The organism is Acetivibrio straminisolvens JCM 21531, from assembly GCF_000521465.1.
Classification (GTDB): Bacteria; Bacillota; Clostridia; order Acetivibrionales; family Acetivibrionaceae; genus Hungateiclostridium; species Hungateiclostridium straminisolvens.
The window spans coordinates 1-17,453 of the sequence record NZ_BAVR01000027.1; the positions used below are offsets into that span (position 1 = coordinate 1).

At 36.9% G+C, this 17,453-nt stretch carries 12 protein-coding genes and 3 pseudogenes; 11 read left to right on the forward strand and 4 right to left on the reverse strand.

Annotated elements, in window-relative coordinates; all coding sequences use genetic code 11:
- Positions 1-133: 133 nt before the first annotated feature.
- The 4 genes and pseudogenes from JCM21531_RS08515 to nadC all read left to right on the forward strand — a co-directional run bounded on the left by JCM21531_RS08515 (position 134) and on the right by nadC (position 4,402).
- Positions 134-763, forward strand: coding sequence for an accessory gene regulator ArgB-like protein (locus tag JCM21531_RS08515; protein WP_038289053.1), 630 nt, complete (start codon positions 134-136; stop codon positions 761-763).
- A 151-nt stretch (positions 764-914) separates the two neighbouring features.
- Complete coding sequence (nadA, locus tag JCM21531_RS08520; RefSeq protein WP_038289054.1) at positions 915-1,826, forward strand: quinolinate synthase NadA; 912 nt, start codon at positions 915-917, stop codon at positions 1,824-1,826.
- 116 nt (positions 1,827-1,942) lie between these two features.
- On the forward strand, positions 1,943-3,541 hold the full coding sequence (gene nadB / locus JCM21531_RS08525; protein ID WP_038289056.1) for an L-aspartate oxidase: 1,599 nt from the start codon (positions 1,943-1,945) through the stop codon (positions 3,539-3,541).
- A gap of 29 nt (positions 3,542-3,570) precedes the next feature.
- A pseudogene (nadC, locus tag JCM21531_RS08530) lies at positions 3,571-4,402 on the forward strand (carboxylating nicotinate-nucleotide diphosphorylase).
- 310 nt (positions 4,403-4,712) lie between these two features.
- Here nadC and JCM21531_RS08535 read toward each other — a convergent pair.
- Positions 4,713-5,855, reverse strand: a complete 1,143-nt coding sequence (locus JCM21531_RS08535; protein WP_243467450.1) for a PGAP1-like alpha/beta domain-containing protein — start codon at positions 5,853-5,855, stop codon at positions 4,713-4,715.
- Positions 5,856-6,149: 294 nt separating this feature from the next.
- Here JCM21531_RS08535 and JCM21531_RS08540 point away from each other — a divergent pair, with 294 nt between their 5' ends.
- A complete protein-coding gene (locus JCM21531_RS08540; protein ID WP_038289057.1) occupies positions 6,150-6,578 on the forward strand; it encodes a CBS domain-containing protein in 429 nt (142 codons plus the stop codon).
- 129 nt (positions 6,579-6,707) lie between these two features.
- On the opposite strand, the gene JCM21531_RS08545 is transcribed toward JCM21531_RS08540, so the two are convergent.
- The gene (locus JCM21531_RS08545; protein ID WP_038289058.1) at positions 6,708-7,157 is read right to left on the reverse strand and encodes a hypothetical protein; all 450 of its coding nucleotides are present in this window, start codon (positions 7,155-7,157) and stop codon (positions 6,708-6,710) included.
- Between the two features lie 42 nt (positions 7,158-7,199).
- Positions 7,200-7,642 (reverse strand): annotated as a pseudogene (locus tag JCM21531_RS08550) (cell wall hydrolase).
- Positions 7,643-7,930: 288 nt separating this feature from the next.
- Between JCM21531_RS08550 and JCM21531_RS18335 the strand changes: the two are divergent.
- Positions 7,931-8,103, forward strand: a pseudogene (locus JCM21531_RS18335) (small, acid-soluble spore protein, alpha/beta type).
- A 387-nt stretch (positions 8,104-8,490) separates the two neighbouring features.
- Entirely contained in the window at positions 8,491-10,719 is a 2,229-nt protein-coding gene (locus JCM21531_RS08555; RefSeq protein ID WP_243467451.1) for an Ig-like domain-containing protein, read from the forward strand.
- Positions 10,720-10,729: 10 nt separating this feature from the next.
- Here JCM21531_RS08555 and JCM21531_RS21485 read toward each other — a convergent pair whose 3' ends face one another.
- Positions 10,730-11,098: a hypothetical protein gene (locus tag JCM21531_RS21485; protein WP_243467452.1), complete on the reverse strand. Its 369-nt coding sequence runs from the start codon at positions 11,096-11,098 to the stop codon at positions 10,730-10,732.
- Between JCM21531_RS21485 and JCM21531_RS21490 the strand changes: the two genes are divergently transcribed.
- From JCM21531_RS21490 to JCM21531_RS08570, 4 genes are all read left to right on the forward strand, one after another.
- Positions 11,085-11,603 (forward strand): hypothetical protein, encoded by a 519-nt coding sequence (locus JCM21531_RS21490; protein ID WP_243467453.1) that lies wholly within the window; start codon positions 11,085-11,087, stop codon positions 11,601-11,603. The genes JCM21531_RS21485 and JCM21531_RS21490 overlap by 14 nt on opposite strands.
- A 255-nt stretch (positions 11,604-11,858) precedes the next feature.
- A complete protein-coding gene (locus tag JCM21531_RS08560) occupies positions 11,859-13,142 on the forward strand; it encodes a GumC family protein (protein ID WP_038289061.1) in 1,284 nt (427 codons plus the stop codon).
- A gap of 49 nt (positions 13,143-13,191) precedes the next feature.
- Entirely contained in the window at positions 13,192-16,236 is a 3,045-nt protein-coding gene (locus tag JCM21531_RS08565) for an O-antigen ligase family protein (RefSeq protein ID WP_243467457.1), read from the forward strand.
- A 67-nt stretch (positions 16,237-16,303) separates the two neighbouring features.
- On the forward strand, positions 16,304-17,452 hold the full coding sequence (locus JCM21531_RS08570) for a DegT/DnrJ/EryC1/StrS family aminotransferase (RefSeq protein WP_038289106.1): 1,149 nt from the start codon (positions 16,304-16,306) through the stop codon (positions 17,450-17,452).
- Position 17,453: the final 1 nt, after the last annotated feature.

Consider the following 17,453-nt stretch of genomic DNA (forward strand, 5'->3'; position numbering starts at 1 on the left):
CAGTTTTTCTCAGTTAGTTCCTACTCATATATACAAAAATTGAATTTATTAGACATTATTTCTTATTAAATATTACATATAAAATTTATCTATAGTATAATTAAAATAAGAAAAAAAAGAGGGGAGTGGTGGGATGAGATTTATTCATGCATTATCCTATAGGGGTGCGGACTATTTAATGAAGCAGATGAAGGGAAATCATGAAAGCAGGAGAATTTATTATTTCGGGTTTCAAATTATAATTGGTGCGGTAATTAAAGGGTTACTTTTGATACTGCTAGCCGCAATCACACGAACAATACTTCCTTCTCTCACAATTGTGGCTGTTTTTGTGGCATTAAGGCAAATTGCCGGAGGATACCACATGAAGACTTACGGAAAGTGTATAGCAGCTTCTTTGGGAATGTTCATTGCAGCGGCGTTGATTTCGAAATATACATATCATTTTTGGAACAGAACATCACTTCTGATTTTTGTAATATTAACATTTATTGTTTCGTTAATACTCTTGTTAAAATGGGCGCCTTCGGATAATCCCAACAGGCCGATAACCAAACAGGAGGAAATCAAGAAATTTAAGGGTTTGTCTGTATTGTTTATAATAATCTGGCTTTCTGTGTCGTTGATTTCAGTATATTTTGAGCTAAATATGTACACCTTGGCAGGATGCTTTGGAGTTATACTTGAAGTGTTTACGATAACGCCGGTAGGACACAAATTTTTTAGGAGACTCGAACAAAGTATGGATAGAGTAAAAAAATAAATAATAAAAAGTAGATAATAAAAAAGATAAATTGAAACCTGCGGCATGCAGGTTTTTTAATATGTCCTTTACAAAAGGGGAGTAAAGTATTAAAATTAAAAAAAGTATTATAAGAAAAATATTATTATAAGCTGATAGGAAGGTAGTTAGATTGAGTAACGTCGAATTGATTGAAAAAATAAATGAATTGAAGAAAGAAAAAAATGCTGTAATAGTGGCTCATAATTATCAAAATGATGAAGTTCAAGAAGTAGCGGATGTTATTGGCGATTCACTGGCTTTGAGCAGATACTGCGCCAATAATGACAAGGATGTTATTGTTTTTTGCGGTGTTCATTTTATGGCTGAAAGCGCAAAGATACTTTCACCGTCAAAGACTGTACTGCTTCCGGAAATTGATGCCGGTTGTCCTATGGCTGACATGGTAACAGCCGATGCTTTAAGAGAGGAGAAGAAAAAGCATCCCGGGGCTGTTGTTGTTTGTTATGTCAATTCATCTGCTGAGGTAAAGGCTGAAAGTGACATATGCTGTACGTCATCGAATGCCATTGAAGTTGTAAAATCAATTCCGGAGAAGGACATATTGTTTGTTCCCGACAAAAACTTAGGAAGTTATGTTGCCCAGAAGGTTCCGGAAAAAAATATAATTTTGTGGGAAGGTTTTTGCATTACACATCACAGAGTCAGCCTTGAACAAGTTAAAGAAATCAGAAAAATTCACCCTGATGCTCTTTTGCTTGTGCATCCAGAGTGCCGCAAAGAGGTTTGGGAAGAGGCGGATTTTGTCGGCAGTACCAAGCAGATAATTGACTTTGCAAAAGAATCCGGCAGTTCAAAGTTTATTATAGGTACGGAAATGGGAGTAATGTATAAACTTAAAAAGGATAATCCCGATAAAAGTTTCTATTTGCTCTCCCAAGGACTTGTATGTCCAAATATGAAAAAAACCACATTAAAAAGTGTCTATAATGCATTAAAAGAAATGAAATATGAAATAACACTTGACGAGAATATAAGATTAAATGCAAAAAGGGCTCTGGATAGAATGATCCGGATTGGCTGAGTTGTGTATATTTCATTAGCTGAATTTAAGGCTCCGAGGTTTCTGGGTATGGTTATCCGGAGCCTTTGTTGTGATGTAAAATGAATGCAATTATTATAGAGGAGGAATAACGAATTTTGGATGAGGGTAGATATTTGGTAGACTTTGATACTGAGAAGATACCGACAGAGTTTCATGATGTGGTTATCATAGGAAGCGGGATAGCGGGAGTTTACACTGCTCTTGAGATACCTGAAAAATATGATGTTGCAATACTGACAAAGGAAACAATTGAGATAAGCAATTCGGTCCTTGCTCAAGGAGGTATAGCTGTTTCCCTTGACAAAGGGGATTCTCCGGAGTTGCACTTTAAGGATACAATATATGCCGGAGCAGGTTTGTGTGATGAACAAAGCGTATGGGTATTGGTTAATGAAGCTGCTGCAAACATTGATACTTTGTGTAAGTTTGGAGTTAATTTTGACAGAAAAAGCAAAGACGAACTCTCTCTCACAAGGGAGGGAGCTCACAGCAAAAACAGGATTATACATGCAGGGGACACAACGGGCAAAGAGGTTTGTGACAAGCTCATATCGGTGGTAAGGACGAGGGAGAATGTTAAAATAAAGGAAAGAGTTGCAGCAATAGATTTAATAACCGAAAACAATGTGTGCAAAGGCGTATTGGCCTATGATGAAGACAGTTCATCCTATATATTTTACAGGGCTCATGTTGTGGTATGTGCAACGGGAGGTTTTGGACAATTGTATTCAAACACAACAAATCCCGATGTGGCAACTGGCGACGGGGTAGGTCTTGCCTATAGGGCCGGTGCGGAGCTCATGGATCTGGAGTTTGTTCAATTTCATCCCACAGTGCTTTTTCACCCGGATAACAAGAGCTTTCTTATATCCGAAGCGGTAAGGGGTGAAGGCGCTATATTAAGGAATGTAAAAGGCGAAAGATTTATGCCTAAATACCATGAGCTGAAAGAATTGGCGCCTAGAGATATAGTTTCAAGGTCTATTTTTCATGAAATGAAGAAGACAAATTCAACCCATGTATATCTGGATATTACATTTAAGGATAAGGAATATTTGGAGCACAGATTCCCGAATATTTACAAGACATGCTTGAGCTATGGAATAGATATAGCCAAGGATTATATTCCTGTTGCTCCGGCTGAACACTACTGCATGGGAGGAATAAGAACTGATGTATTTGGACGTACAAATATAAAGGGTTTCTATGCGTGCGGTGAGGTTGCATGCAATGGTATACATGGGGCAAACAGATTGGCCAGCAATTCACTTCTTGAAGGTTTGGTGTTTGGACACAAGATAGGAAAAGAGGTAGCGAATATAGTTGAAAACTGCCGGGACAAGACCCTGAAAGTCAGTATTAAAGCCCAGACAAACAGGGTGGCTAAAGATATTGATGCAAATCAAATCAAAAAGGATATTCAGGAAACAATGACCCAGTATGTTGGAATAGTAAGAGAGAAGGAAGGGCTTGAAAAGGCAAAGAAAAAAGTCGATGAATACTACGGTTTGATAAAGAATATGAAAAATACCGGTGTCGGCGACTTTGAGCTGCAAAATATTGTTCTTCTCTCAAGGCTTGTAATTGAGACGGCTTTAGAGCGCAAGGAAAGCCGAGGGGCACATTTTAGGTTGGATTATCAAAAAACTGATGATGAAAATTGGAAAAGAAACATAATAAAAAGAAAATTTTAGTACATACTAATGGGGGAAGGGGTAAAAATATGCAGTACATATCGGACATAGACAGGATTATTATAAATGCACTAAAGGAAGATATTCCTTCAGGTGATATTACAACTGACAACATTATTGATGAAACATCTGAATCTGAGGCTGTGTTGATTTCGAAGGATGAAGGAGTGATAGCAGGATTAGATGTTGCAAAAAAGGTTTTTTTAATGCTAGACGACAAAGTTGTATTTGAAAAAATGGTTGAGGATGGACAGGCTGTAAAACGCGGAGATATAATCGCCAAAATAAAAGGCAATACTAGAGCTTTTAAAGGGGGAAAGAACGGCCCTAAACCTTCTTCAAAGACTTTCGGGTATTGCAACGAAGACAAGGCAGCTTGCGGATAAAATTAAGAATTTGCCTGCAAAACTGGTGGATACGAGAAAGACAACTCCAGGGCTTCGGATACTGGAAAAGTATGCTGTTAGAGTCGGCGGAGGATATAATCACAGGTATTGTCTTTCCGACGGGGTTTTGATAAAGGATAATCATATAAAAGCTGCAGGAGGAATCAAACAGGCAATTGGGCTTGTACGCGAAAAGATTCCTCATACCATGAAGATTGAAGTTGAAACCGAAAGTATTGAACAGGTGCTTGAGGCATTAGATGCAAAGGCCGACATAATAATGCTTGACAACATGGGGCTTGACAAAATGAAGGAGGCTGTTAAAATTATTAATGGCAAAGCTATTACTGAAGCATCCGGCAACGTAAATGCCGATACAATTTATGATATTGCCAGCACAGGTGTCGATATCATCTCCGTAGGAGGTCTAACACATTCTGTAAAAGCATTTGATATTAGCATGAAGATCAGCTAATATAGCCAGCAAAATTTTTTTGAGTAAATTCTCAAAATTTTTTCTCATTTTTGCTAAAGAAAAAGTTTTCCATGATCGATAATTAAGTCGTGTTTGATAATTAATTCAAAAAGATTAATTAAGTTAGGATGTAATGACGACTTGTGGATAAAACGAAAAGATATCCACAATTAATTCACATGTTCATTATTATTTTTGTGTATAAATTGTGAAAAACGCTTGACACAAGCGTTTGCAGTTTTGTGTTTATCAACAGATATCCACAGCTTTGTGGATATCTGTTGTGTTTTATGTGGATAAAGAAATTTTTTTATTTATTTATGACTGCAGGATATGGTAAATCTGTATTAAGCATTTCCACAATGCGGTTAAAAACCATGTTGTTGTTTAATATGCCTTTATGATTCGGAGCATCTAAAATATTGCCGTTTAAGAGGTTATTCACAGTAAAGTTGTTTTCACCAACATTGAATATTTCAGTTTTAATTCCCCATTTGTCAAGGCTGGCACTTTCATCGGTAACCACTTCATCGTACTGGCTTAAAAGATTTCCTATTTGGATTGAGCTGTTTAATCCGCTGTTAATTGTGTTGGGGAAAATATTCACGAACAATTCGTTGTCGGGAACCAGTTCTTTAATTGACCTATCGTTAAAATACTCTTCTCCGATTGATGCCAGGACAGAGCCTTTATGGGGTACTGAAAGAAAGATTATTTTATTGATATCATCATTTTTCAGATAATTTTTGCTTGCCGAATAATACCTTGCCACAAGTCCTCCCATGCTGTGGACAATTAAGTCGAATTTACCCACAAGTATTCCTTGATTTAAGAATTCCTGTTTTTGATTTTGTAAAAACAACTCCAGTTCTTTGGCACCGTATTCTACTCCGAGAGTGGAATCATAACTTAGTGAGGTGCATGCATATCCTTTTGACGAAATAAATTCACTTAAATTGTCAAAAACATCTTCCGTTTCCCGATATCCATGTACAAAGACAATGGGTACGGGAACAAGGTTCAGCTTTACTGTAGAGTTTATACCGGTGCCGGCGATGGAAGCAGAAATGTCAATTGGCTGGGGATTTGTGTCAAAGCCTAGATTATAGTAGTGTTCCGGGACGTAAGTTACAAAGCATTCTCCCTGCCTGTCGGTGATCGCTTTGCCGGGATGCACGGTACCGATATCCTTTGTACTTTCAAAATTAACTTCAATATAGGGAATTTGATTTCCATTTGCATCTCTAACTACAGCCTTTAAATATACCTTGTTTGTAGGTTCGGATGAAATTGAATCAACCTGGCTGTTTATAAGACTCAGGTAAATATTTAAGTTTGATTTATTATAAAAGGTTTTAAAAAAAAAGACATAAATATGTTCAAAATGAACAAATATAAGAAAAAGTACTAGAATGACTGTTATAAAGATTTTCCGATTTCGAACCTTATGCACAAAAATCAATCCCTTATTGATAATTTTGAAAAAATTAAGCTTGAGAATTTAAACGATGTGATTAATTCTAATTATAGCATTCCACGGACATATTATAAATATGAAACAGTTGGATTATAAAAGTAAATCATGGATTGTTTGGGTATATATTTAATAACAGGTCTACATAAACTGTACTGGCAAATCTTATGAATGTGTAGATTTGCAAACATATTGGGTTGTCTATATTTTCATTTATTAAATAGTCTTTTGAGGGGAAAATAAAATTGAAATACAAATAAGGAGATGATGAGCTTGAAGGTTAAGGATAAAATGACGAAAGCTGTAGCATATGTTTCTCCACAAACCAGTGTAGTTGAGGCAGCGCAGCTGATGCAAAAGCACAATGTAGGTTCTATTCCTGTTTATGACCAAGGTGTAGTTGGAATAGTAACGGACAGAGATATTGTTGTAAGAAATGTTGCCCATGGTAAAATTCCTAAAGACACAAAAGTACAGGATGTTATGACATCACAGGTTACAACCGTATCACCTGAGATGGATGTGGATGAAGCTACAAAACTCATGGCAAATCAACAGATTAGAAGAGTTCCGGTGGTTGAAAACAATCAGATTGTCGGAATACTTTCATTAGGAGACATAGCTGCAGATACGAGGTTTGAGATGGAAGCCTCGGAGGCATTGTCTGAAATATCCAAACCTGCAAAACCTTATAGAATCTAAAATATAGAATGCGTTGAGATGACACGAGCCTGTGTCATCTCAATGCTTTATTTGGCCTCTTGGAATGAAATGAAAGAGGCAAAAGCGAAGGGACTCGATGTCCATTTGTATTTGAATTTGCAGTATCAGTTAATAATAGAAGCGGACAAATTTTATAGAATATAGGTCAGCAAGCAGCAAATCGTCCGTATCAACCTCTCTGATTATAATGTAACTTGTTCCCACATCAACTAAAGTACCTTCCCTATCCAAAAGCATGTTGGTACCGATAAGAAACTCAACCTTTACTCTTGCTCCTATATGCCGTTTGAGATATCCTTGAGTATAGTTAATGTTTTGTATGGTTTCAGGTTCGGGTTCCATAGTGGGAGGCGTTGGAACCTGTGGAGTCGTCATGCTTGCCGGTGAAGGCATCTGGGTGTACATCGGACCGGTAGGGTATCCTGTGGGCAAAGGCGGCAAAGCTGTTATGGATGGTGAAACAGGCACATTGCCCGGTGAAGGCTGGTTTGGAGTCATTTGGCGGTTCAAATTGCCGCAAAATGCTTGACAATTATTCGGATTAAAATGGTTGAGCATAAGATTTCCCTCCATAATGAAATATTTCTAATGATATTACTTTTAAGTTTGTGCATATAATTCTGTCGGTCTGTAAAAACAATGTTGATTGACCCGGGTTACAAATTGACCTGTGCCGCTTGCGGGAAATATATAGCTGCACGATGGGCTAAAGGATTATAATACCAAAGGCATTCGCCTATCCCAGGAAGCTTGTTTCCGGACAGCGCCCAATCGGCAACATCATAGTGAATTTGCTCGGGAGGAGTTGCCCAGATTGTCTGTGGATTTACTTCACCATATACTTTACTCATTACACATGTAAATTGACTGGGCTGGAATATAACTTTTCGAAGGTCTCCCTGGCCGGTTCGCAGGTATTCTCCATATGAAGCGTGCACGCGGTTCATAACAACAGTTGCAACAGCTTTCATACCGTCAATTCCTTCACCGCCGGCTTCGCATTTAATAAGTCGCGCAAATAATTCTCTTGAGGAAAATGACATAATGATCACCCTGACTTTATTCTTTTATATTTAATGCAATCATTTTAACAGTATCTAATGTAAGTAATATTAGAAACGGATATTATAGTATATTAACATAACGGAAAATTGGTAACAAAAATCACTATGAAAGCTCCAAAGAAATTATGTGAAAGGTAAAATAGCATTCTTGATTGTGCGGTTGAAAAAATTACATCAAATTAATAAATGAAAAATGAAGATAATAATATTGTACGCAAAATTTTAGCATCGGCCGTTAAGGACTGATGCAAAAAGGAGGCAATTATTATGAGCAGAAACAGAGGTATAATGTCGGAAGAGCTCAAAACCGAAATTGCAAAGGAACTTGGGTATACAACACAGTTTCAAAGGAAGGTTGGGGCTCAGTAAGTTCAAGGGACTGCGGTAATATAGTCAAGAAGGCTATAGAAATGGCAGAAAGGAACCTCGCAAGCAAATAGTATTGCCTTAAAGCGTAAGAGAAGCCGGTGAAATACCGGCTTTTTAAGTTCTTAAAAAAAACATTTCCCAAAAAAATCACTAATATAATTGTACTTACAGCAATTTTATAGTATAATATTAGATATTGAAACTACTGAATTTTCCAAGCAAGTCCAACAAAACAGTTTGTTTCAATTCTGTTACAATTTCTTTACACTTAAATTCAAATTGTTGACTCACTAATAGGCCGATGGTATAATAAGTTTGAATTCAAGATAGGTTATGTGCGCCAGTCTTGATCAAAAAGCAAGATAGGTCAGGTTAAGAAACAAAAGGGATAAGGCGTAGCCTGGCTTCAATATTTAAGCCTGCTTCCCAAAAAAAACTTACAAGGAGGATTTGAGAGTATGAAGAATCTCAAAAAATTGCTGGCAGTATTAGTTGTAATCTCTATGGTTTCAACTTTTTTGGTGCCTGCATTTGCTGATTCATTCAGCTATGAAAAAGAAGCAGAAGAGTTGTATAAGCTTGGCTTGTACAAAGGCACATCAGAAACTGAATATGTGCCCAACTTAGAAGGTAAACTTGACAGACAGACTGGAGTTGTTATGCTCCTCAGACTGTTCGGTCAGGAAGATGAAGCATTGGAAATACCAATGGAAGAAGCTGCTGCAACACTTGCTGCTAAATTCTCAGATGCAGCTGACATTGCAGATTGGGCACAAAGACAAGTTGCATATGCAGTTGAAAAAGGATATGTAAAAGGTTATCCGGACGGAACATTTGGTCCAAATGCAGACCTTAACGGTTTGGCTTTCTGTTCATTAATCCTTCAACAGTTAGGATATGACGGAGACTTCGTATATGACGAAGCTGCATACAAATTACAGCAGTTCGGCGGTTTGACCGAAGAACAAGCTAAAATCTTCAACAGCAAAGAAGGAATAAACAGAGATTCAATGGTAGGTATCGCCTACTCAGCATTACAGGCTGTATACAAAGAAACTGGAAAGACAGTTATTGAAGTTCTCGTTGAAAACGGAAACGTTGACAAAGAACTTGCATTAGAAATTGGAGTATTGTTAAAACCAATTAAAGAAGTAAAAGCTTTGGCTGATGTTAAAGTTCAGATAGGTAACACTCCTGAACTTCCAGAAGAAGTAGAAGTTGTATATGAAGATGATACAACTGCGAAACTTGCAGTTGCTTGGCCTACAGTTGATACTTCAGAACTTGGAGAACAGGAAATCGAAGGTACTATCAAAGGTGCTAACGGTTTGGCATACAGAGCTCCAAAGGCTACTGTAAAAGTTGTAGTAACTCCTGAAGAGCTTGTAGTTGTAGATGTTAAAGCTGACAACCTTAAGGAAATAGTAATCGACTTCAACGGTGAAGTAGCTGAAAAGGCTAGCGAAAAAACTAGCTACTCAATTGACGGCAATGACATTGAGTTGGTTACAGTATCAGATGACAAGACTTCAGTTACTTTGACAGCTAAAAATGCTCTCAAAGCAGAAGAAGAAGTTGAAATAACAATCAAGACAGCAACTGGTATTAAGGAAGAAGTTACTAAGACTGTAGTACCTGTTGACTACGAAAATCCTGAAGCTTTATCCATCGAATTGATAGGCCCAGATTCCTTTGAAATTGAATTCTCAGAGCCTGTTACAAGCAGTTCAGATGCTGACGTTATCGTTGATGACGGAACTTACTATGTAAGCGAAAAGACATTATCAGATAACTACAGAAAATTAACTGTAGTATTGGGCGTAAGCTCATTGAATGAAGGAACTTACAAAGTAAGAGTTAAAGGTTACAGAGACTTTGCAGGAAATATGCTGAGATCAAAAACCTTTGACTTGGAGTATGTAAAAGATACTACAGCTCCGACTGCTAGAATAAAAGAAGCAACACAGAACAAGTTAGTAATCGAATTTAACGAGCCTGCTACAAGAGACGGTTACACAGGATCTGAAGCAGCTCTTACAAGAGATTACTTCTACCACACATATTCTTCATGGAAGCCAACTAAAGTTGTAGCTTCTGACAACAACAAGGTTTACACTTTACACTTCTCTGAAACAGAAAACGATGGCAGCTATCCAGTATACCTGCTTCCAGTAGGAAATGTTACTGTAACAATTCTTAAGGAAGTAGACGATGATGCGATAGTAGATGCATGGGGCAACAAAGTAGAGTCAGACATAAAGCTTACTGCTACAGTAGTAGCTGACAATGAGGCTCCAACAGTAAAATCTGTAAAAGCTGAAGCAGAAGACAAAATTGAAGTTGTATTCAGCGAAGATGTAAATAAAGATCAAGCAGAAAAGACAGACAACTATGTAATCAAAAAAGGCGGAAAAGAAATAGACGAATCATTTACAGTTGAATATAAGAGCGATGAAACAAAAGCAGTTATTACTTTAAGCGAAAAGCTTGCTGGCGGTAAATATACAATAGATATTAAGGGTATCAAAGATACTTCAGTATCTCAGAACGAAATGAAAGCTGTAACTCTTGAGTTTGAAGTTACTGACAAAACTGCTCCAACAGTTAAGAGTGTAACATTTGTTGGCAAATACATCTATGTAACATTCAGCGAAGCTATGTCAACAAAGGGTAACGGTTCAGTCTGAACAAAGACAACTACAAACTGTACGATGATACTAGTAAATCTGTAGAAATTAAGAAGATTGAAAGCTTCGGTTCAGAAAAAGACAAAGTAAGATTAACTGTTGCAGACGGTGTAACTCTTACTACAAGTTTTGAACTGTTAGTAGCTAATGTTGAAGACGAAAGCGGTAATGCAATCGGTGCATTCGATGTACAGAAAAAAGCATTAGCAAATGAAGAAAAACCAAAAGTAGAAGAAGTTAATGTTATCTCAAAGACAGAAATTGAAATAGTTGTTGACAAGATCCTTGACAGAGGAACTATTGACAGAGCTGACTTTAAGGTATCAAGAACTGGCGTAACTGCAACAGAAGTTACAGGAATAAGCTTGATTACCTTCAAGGATGGTAAGACAACAATTAAAGCTAAACTTGCAACTGCAGTTCAACCTGCGAACTCAGGCGATATCGAAGGTAAGGGTTATGCTCTTGAAATTGTAGGAGTAGTTAAATCCGATACTGGTGAGGAAATGGTACAAGAAACACTCTCAGTTGACTTTGCTGATAAGTTTGCTCCAAGCTATAAGAGCGTAACTGCTGGCGTATACGGTTCAACAAAAGGATTCACATTAGAATTTGATGAAGAAATCAAGTTCTTGAACAACTCAGCTGGATTGGGTGCAACTGACCTCGTAATCAAAGACGGCGGTAAGACTCTTGAAGCTGGTATCGACTACGATGTAGCAGTTAAAGACGGTAACAAGATAGAAGTTACTCTCAAGGGTGACGACTACAAAGACTTCAAAGGTACTCTCAAAGTATCAACTAAGGAAACTGTGAAGTATATCACAGACAAAGCAGGTAATGCACTCAACAAGTTCGAAGATAAAGAAGTAAAGATTAACTAATCTTACTTCCGACTGAAAGTAAAAAGGGCTTCCCATTAAGGGAAGCCTTTTTTATTACGCGTGCAGAGCACCTTATATTTCTAATTGACATCAACACATTAATTATATACAATAATAATGATTTAAAGTTAACAAATAGGGAATTTTAAAAGGAGTACTGCATAATGGCATTGCTCCTTCATTATTAAATTTCTGTCTGAAAAGTAAATATGGCTCTAAAACCTTTGAGATAAACGCAGATGGGGGACGGAATAAATGGAAGAGTTAAGTTTGAGAGAATTAATTGAAATAATAATAAAAGGTAAGTGGATTATAGCGGTTGTAACTGCAATTTGTATAGCTGTTAGCATAGTAATAAGTGTATTTGTTATAAATCCGACTTATGAGGCACAAACGATGTTGATGATTTCGCCCATAAAAAAGACTGAAATGCAAACAACTCTGATACAGACAGGCGATGTGGATATCAACAATTTTTCTTCTTTAGTGGATGCAATATCGCGGTATCCGGAAATGTCCATTGATACCTACAGAGAACAGGTGAAGGCTCCGGTAATTCTGCAGTATATTCGTGATGAACTGAATATGAAAGATGTTCCTTTAAGCATAATAGCGTCAAAAATAACTGTTAATGCGATTAAGAATACAAATCTGATAACAATAAGTGTAAGGGATGTAAACCCTGAAACTGCGGCAAAAATAGCAAATCTGGTTAGTGATAGATTTACAAGATTTGTATCTGAAACAAACCAAAAGCAGGCAGAAAGCTCGGCAAAGTTTATTGAGAACCAGATGAAAAAAGAAAGAGAAAATATGGAGAAAATATCGGAAGAGTATAAAAACTTTTTGTCACAACCTAGAAGTCCGGAAGAAGTTAAAATGGAGCTGGATTCAAAACTGGAAAAGATCACAGAATATAAAACACAATTATCACAAATCAGAGTTGACGAGAATGCTACAAGAGCATCGTTAAATACTGCAAAAAACCTGATAAGTAAAACACCGCAAAAACTGGTAACGGATACCACTTTATTATCTGATCCGCTTTTAACGGGAATGATTAAGGACAAGACGGGACTTAGTTCGGAAGAGCTTGCAAAAATAAAGATGTCAACAGAGCAAATAAACGTGATATATGTTGAGTTGTCAAACGCGGTGAACGAACTGGAGGTTCAATTGTCAAATCTTGAGGCTCAGAGGAAGAATATGGAGCAAGTGATTCAAGATAGTCAAAGGGAAATTGAAAATCTCCAGGCAGAATATGCAGAGAAACAGCAGCAGTACGAAATATTGAAAATGGAGCTTGATTTATCAAAGGAAGCATATAATGCATATCAGCAAAAATATAAAGAGTCAATGATTATGCAATCGGCAGAAGTAGGTAAGTCAAGTATAGTAATAGTATCTGAAGCTATTCCGCCTATTAATCCTGTTTCGCCGAAGAAAGCTTTAAATGTGGCCATTGCAGGGGTGTTTGGAATGGGAAGTAGCTTTGCTATTGTTTTTACAAAAGAATATTTAATTAGAAGCAAGAAGTGAAAAATGTCTGTTTAGTAGCTGTAAATAGACAAATAAAACCAAATTGGCAATGAAGGTGATAGAAATGGGTAAAAGCAGCAAGGGTTTAAAGAGGGGACAAGCAGGAAAGGCTGCAAAGCCGGTAAAAGAAGAGAATAAATATAGTATATTTAGGATGCTAATATTAGTACTAAATTTAATTGTGATATTCTATTCACCCTTTGTAAGAGGTTTGTATTTTGAAGCAGAGCAGCTGCCGGCAGAGATATTTATACTGGCAAGCTTTGCTGTATTTTGGATACTGAAGTACATGGAGAAGGGAAGAAAATTTATATCAACCCCAATAGAGTATTGTTCATTAGGGCTGATGCTTATTTATTTTATATCGATACTAAGCTCGGCTAGTACAAGGCTTGCAATTTCAGAATGGCTGAAGTATTGTATGTATTTTGCCGTATTTTTCATGATTACGGATCTGGCATCAACAATGAAAAATAAGCTAATAGTATTATGGACAGTTATTACAGCATCGATGGGGTTATGTGTTTTAGGTCTCGACAGTGCAGCTGGGGGAAAATTGGTTGATTGGCTAAATGGGATATTTGATTTTCTGCACATACCCGTTAATTTCTTTGGCCTTTATGTTGATGGCCGTATTCATTCAACGCTCCAATATCCAAATGCATTGGCTGCGTACCTAATGGCGGTATTTTTTATAGCTGTAACGGTATCTATAATATCATCAAAGGTTTGGCAAAAACTTGTTGCTGGAGTATGCAGCTTTATATTTACAACTACAATAATATTTACTATGAGCCGTGGTGTAATGATATTAATACCCGTTATGCTGATATTATATCTTGTGGCAGTTCCTAAGGGTGCCAAGTTAAGAGCATTTTTAATGGCTTTCTTTGCAGCAGTTTCAAGTATAATACCTGTGCTGTTTTCACCTTTGGGAGGCAGAAGCGGTTCAAGCCTATGGCTGGGAATTATATTAGGGATGATAATGTCCATAATTTTAACGGTTGCAGTGGAGTATTTATTCAAGCTGCGTTTCAAAATAAGGTTAAACCTAAAACCTTATTTCTTGATTATTCCTGTTGCTGTAGCCTTGATTGCAATGCTGGTTGTAATAAGTATTCCTAAAGAACTGGAACTTGGAATTTACAATCCGGAAGGAGGAACGGGACATTCCTTCCAGAAAAGTATTGAATTGAAGCCGGGTAAAGAGTACAAGCTGTTATTTGACGTATCGTATTTGAATAACAATGATGAAAATTCATTAACAGTGTCGGTAAGCAGCCGAGATAAAAAGAACATTATGTTTGGAGGAAAAACCGAACTTGCAACAGTTAACGAGAAGAATAGCGATACCCTGGAAATTCCGTTTACCGTACCGCAAGATAGTTCATTAGTAGATATCAAATTTACAAATAACTCTGCTAAATCAAAAGTGTCTATTGACAACGCAAAAATTGTTGACGGCAAAACCGGCAAAAGTGTAAAAAGCATCAAACTTCAATATAAGTTTATACCGAATTCTGTAGCATCAAGATTTCAAAATTTAATCGCTTCAAGAAGCTTTATTCAAAGGCAAATATATTTAAATGACGGATTTAGAATGTTCAAGGACAATTGGCTGCTTGGAGCAGGAGGTGGAGCATGGTCACTGCTTGTGTTCGGATACCAATCCCACTTGTACTGGTCAACACAATCTCATGCATATTTTCTGCAGGTCGCAGTAGAGACCGGTATACTCGGATTCATAATTCTGATACTGCTGTTGTTATCAATTATTGTACAGTTTGTTACAGAACATAAAAATAAAAAAGAAGAGGATATTAATTATAGGATTTTGCAGGGTACACTGTTGACATCCGTACTCGGAATGTTTTTGCATTCGTGTTTGGATTTTGATTTATCATTATCCTCCGTATTTCTATTGTTGTGGACATTGGTAGCACTGTTGAATTCAGGGTACAGACGCAATAAGCCTGTTGTAGTAAAAAATAATGACAGTTCCGGTGCGAAATCGGACTTGCTTTATAGGATAAGCAACTTGAAATCACTTAATATAAACCCTATAATATTGGCTGTTTTATCCTCTATGATTATTATAATGCCGGTATTATTTGTAGCTGCCTCAAGTTTTGAAGGCAAATACCAGAATTCAATGTCTGAAGGCAATAGAGACGATGCGTTAAAATATATAAAGAGCGCGGAGTCGTTAGATACCTTTAATGTAGATTATAAAATAAAATATGCAGACTTGATTTTATCTTCGGAAAGCATAACAAAAGAAGAGTTTGAAACTGCAAAGAAATTGGTAAATGAAGCGGAAAAGGCAGGGAAATATAATGCCAATGCATTAGAAAATGCAGCCGTACTATATATGAAAATGTCTATGTTTGATAAAGGAATTGAGCTTATAGACAGGGCTATTGAGTTGAAACCGTTTGTTGAGCAAAGCTGGGAGCTTAAGCTAAATATGCATTACCAGCTTGTGCGTGCATATTTAAATAACGGTGACCCTGAAAGTGCGAGAAAATATTTAGACTTGGCACTTAAAACCATCGATACTGCAAAAACTAAAAATGAAAGAAACATGGATCCTTTTGTATTTAATACAAAGACGATGGAATATCTGGAAAAGCTGGTTTATATAAAAGAAAATTTTGACCGTTTGGATTTGGAAGAGGTAGAAAAAATTAAATTTTTAAGTATTAACGAAATAGATATCGATTCTAATAATATACCGGATCAATGGAAAATTGTCCAAGTGGAAAGAGTAGAAGTAAGCATTAATGAAGGTAATATACAAATAAATAATATAAACGACAACACTCCAGGTTCCTTTCAGACAAGAAATATAAACTTTGAAGGCGGCAAAAAATATAAAATCGAATTAATAACTGACAACCAAGAAGATGGCACTAAAGTGCTGTATTATATCCCTGAGTTTCATAAGGATTTTGTGCAGCTTGAAAAGACAGGTGAAGGAAAATATTCAGTGAATATTGAGATTCCGCAGGATTATAAAGCGGCAAATACCTATATAAGGTTCCGTTTTTCAAAGGATTCATTAATAAAAAGCCTGACTGTAACCCAGATATGAGTTTTAGGTTTGAGAGGTCAGGACATGAAATTTAATGTATTTAATAAAAAGAGAGGCAGTAATAAAAATGTTAATGCAAAGGGAAATTAAGACTAATATTAAAACTAAAAAACGAATATATTTATCCTCTCCGCATATGAGTGAGGAGGGATATGAAAAGCAGTATATTAATGAAGCATTTGAGACCAATTGGATTGCACCACTGGGAGAGAATGTTAACGAATTTGAGAATGAGCTTGCAGCAAAAGTGGGAGCAAGAGCTGCTGCAGCATTGTCGTCGGGTACGGCTGCAATTCATATGGCACTAAAAGCTGCCGGAGTGAGTGAAGGAGATATTGTATTTTGTCCGACGCTTACTTTTTCTGCTACTGCAAACCCGATAATATACCAGAATGCAATACCGGTGTTTATTGACAGCGATTATGAGACATGGAACATGAGTCCTGATGCTTTAGAAGAGGCATTTAGAAAGTATCCGAAGGTAAAGGCTGTATTGGTAGTGCATCTTTACGGATTATCGGCCGATATGGATAGAATAGTTGAGATATGCAGAAAGCATGATGTTCAACTCATTGAGGATGCTGCCGAATCTTTGGGTACTACCTATAAAGGTAAGTATACCGGTACTATTGGGGACTATGGAATTTATTCCTTTAACGGAAACAAGATTATTACAACCTCCGGCGGAGGAATGTTGGTGTCTAACAATGATGAGAGAATTGCAAAAGTAAAATTTTGGGCTACTCAGGCAAGGGATAAAGCCCGACACTATCAACACAGTGAATTGGGCTATAACTACAGAATGAGCAATGTAGTTGCCGGAATCGGAAGAGGACAATTAAAAGTCCTGGATCAGAGAGTAGAGAAAAAAAGATATATATTTGATTTTTACAAAAGGGAACTGGGTTTCATTGATGAAATTGACTTTATGCCAATTAATGATTGGAATGAACCTAACTGCTGGCTTAGCTGCATTACGCTGACGGGTAAAGTCAGACCCTTGGATGTGATAATAAGGCTGGAAGAGGAAAATATAGAATCAAGACCGATATGGAAGCCCATGCATATGCAGCCATTCTTTGAAGGCTATGATTATATTGGGTCAAATGTTTCTGAAAAGATATTTGAAAATGGTGTGTGTTTGCCTAGTGATACCAAAATGACGGATGATGATCTTTATAGGGTTGTAAATATAATAAAAGGGTTGTGGAAATAGT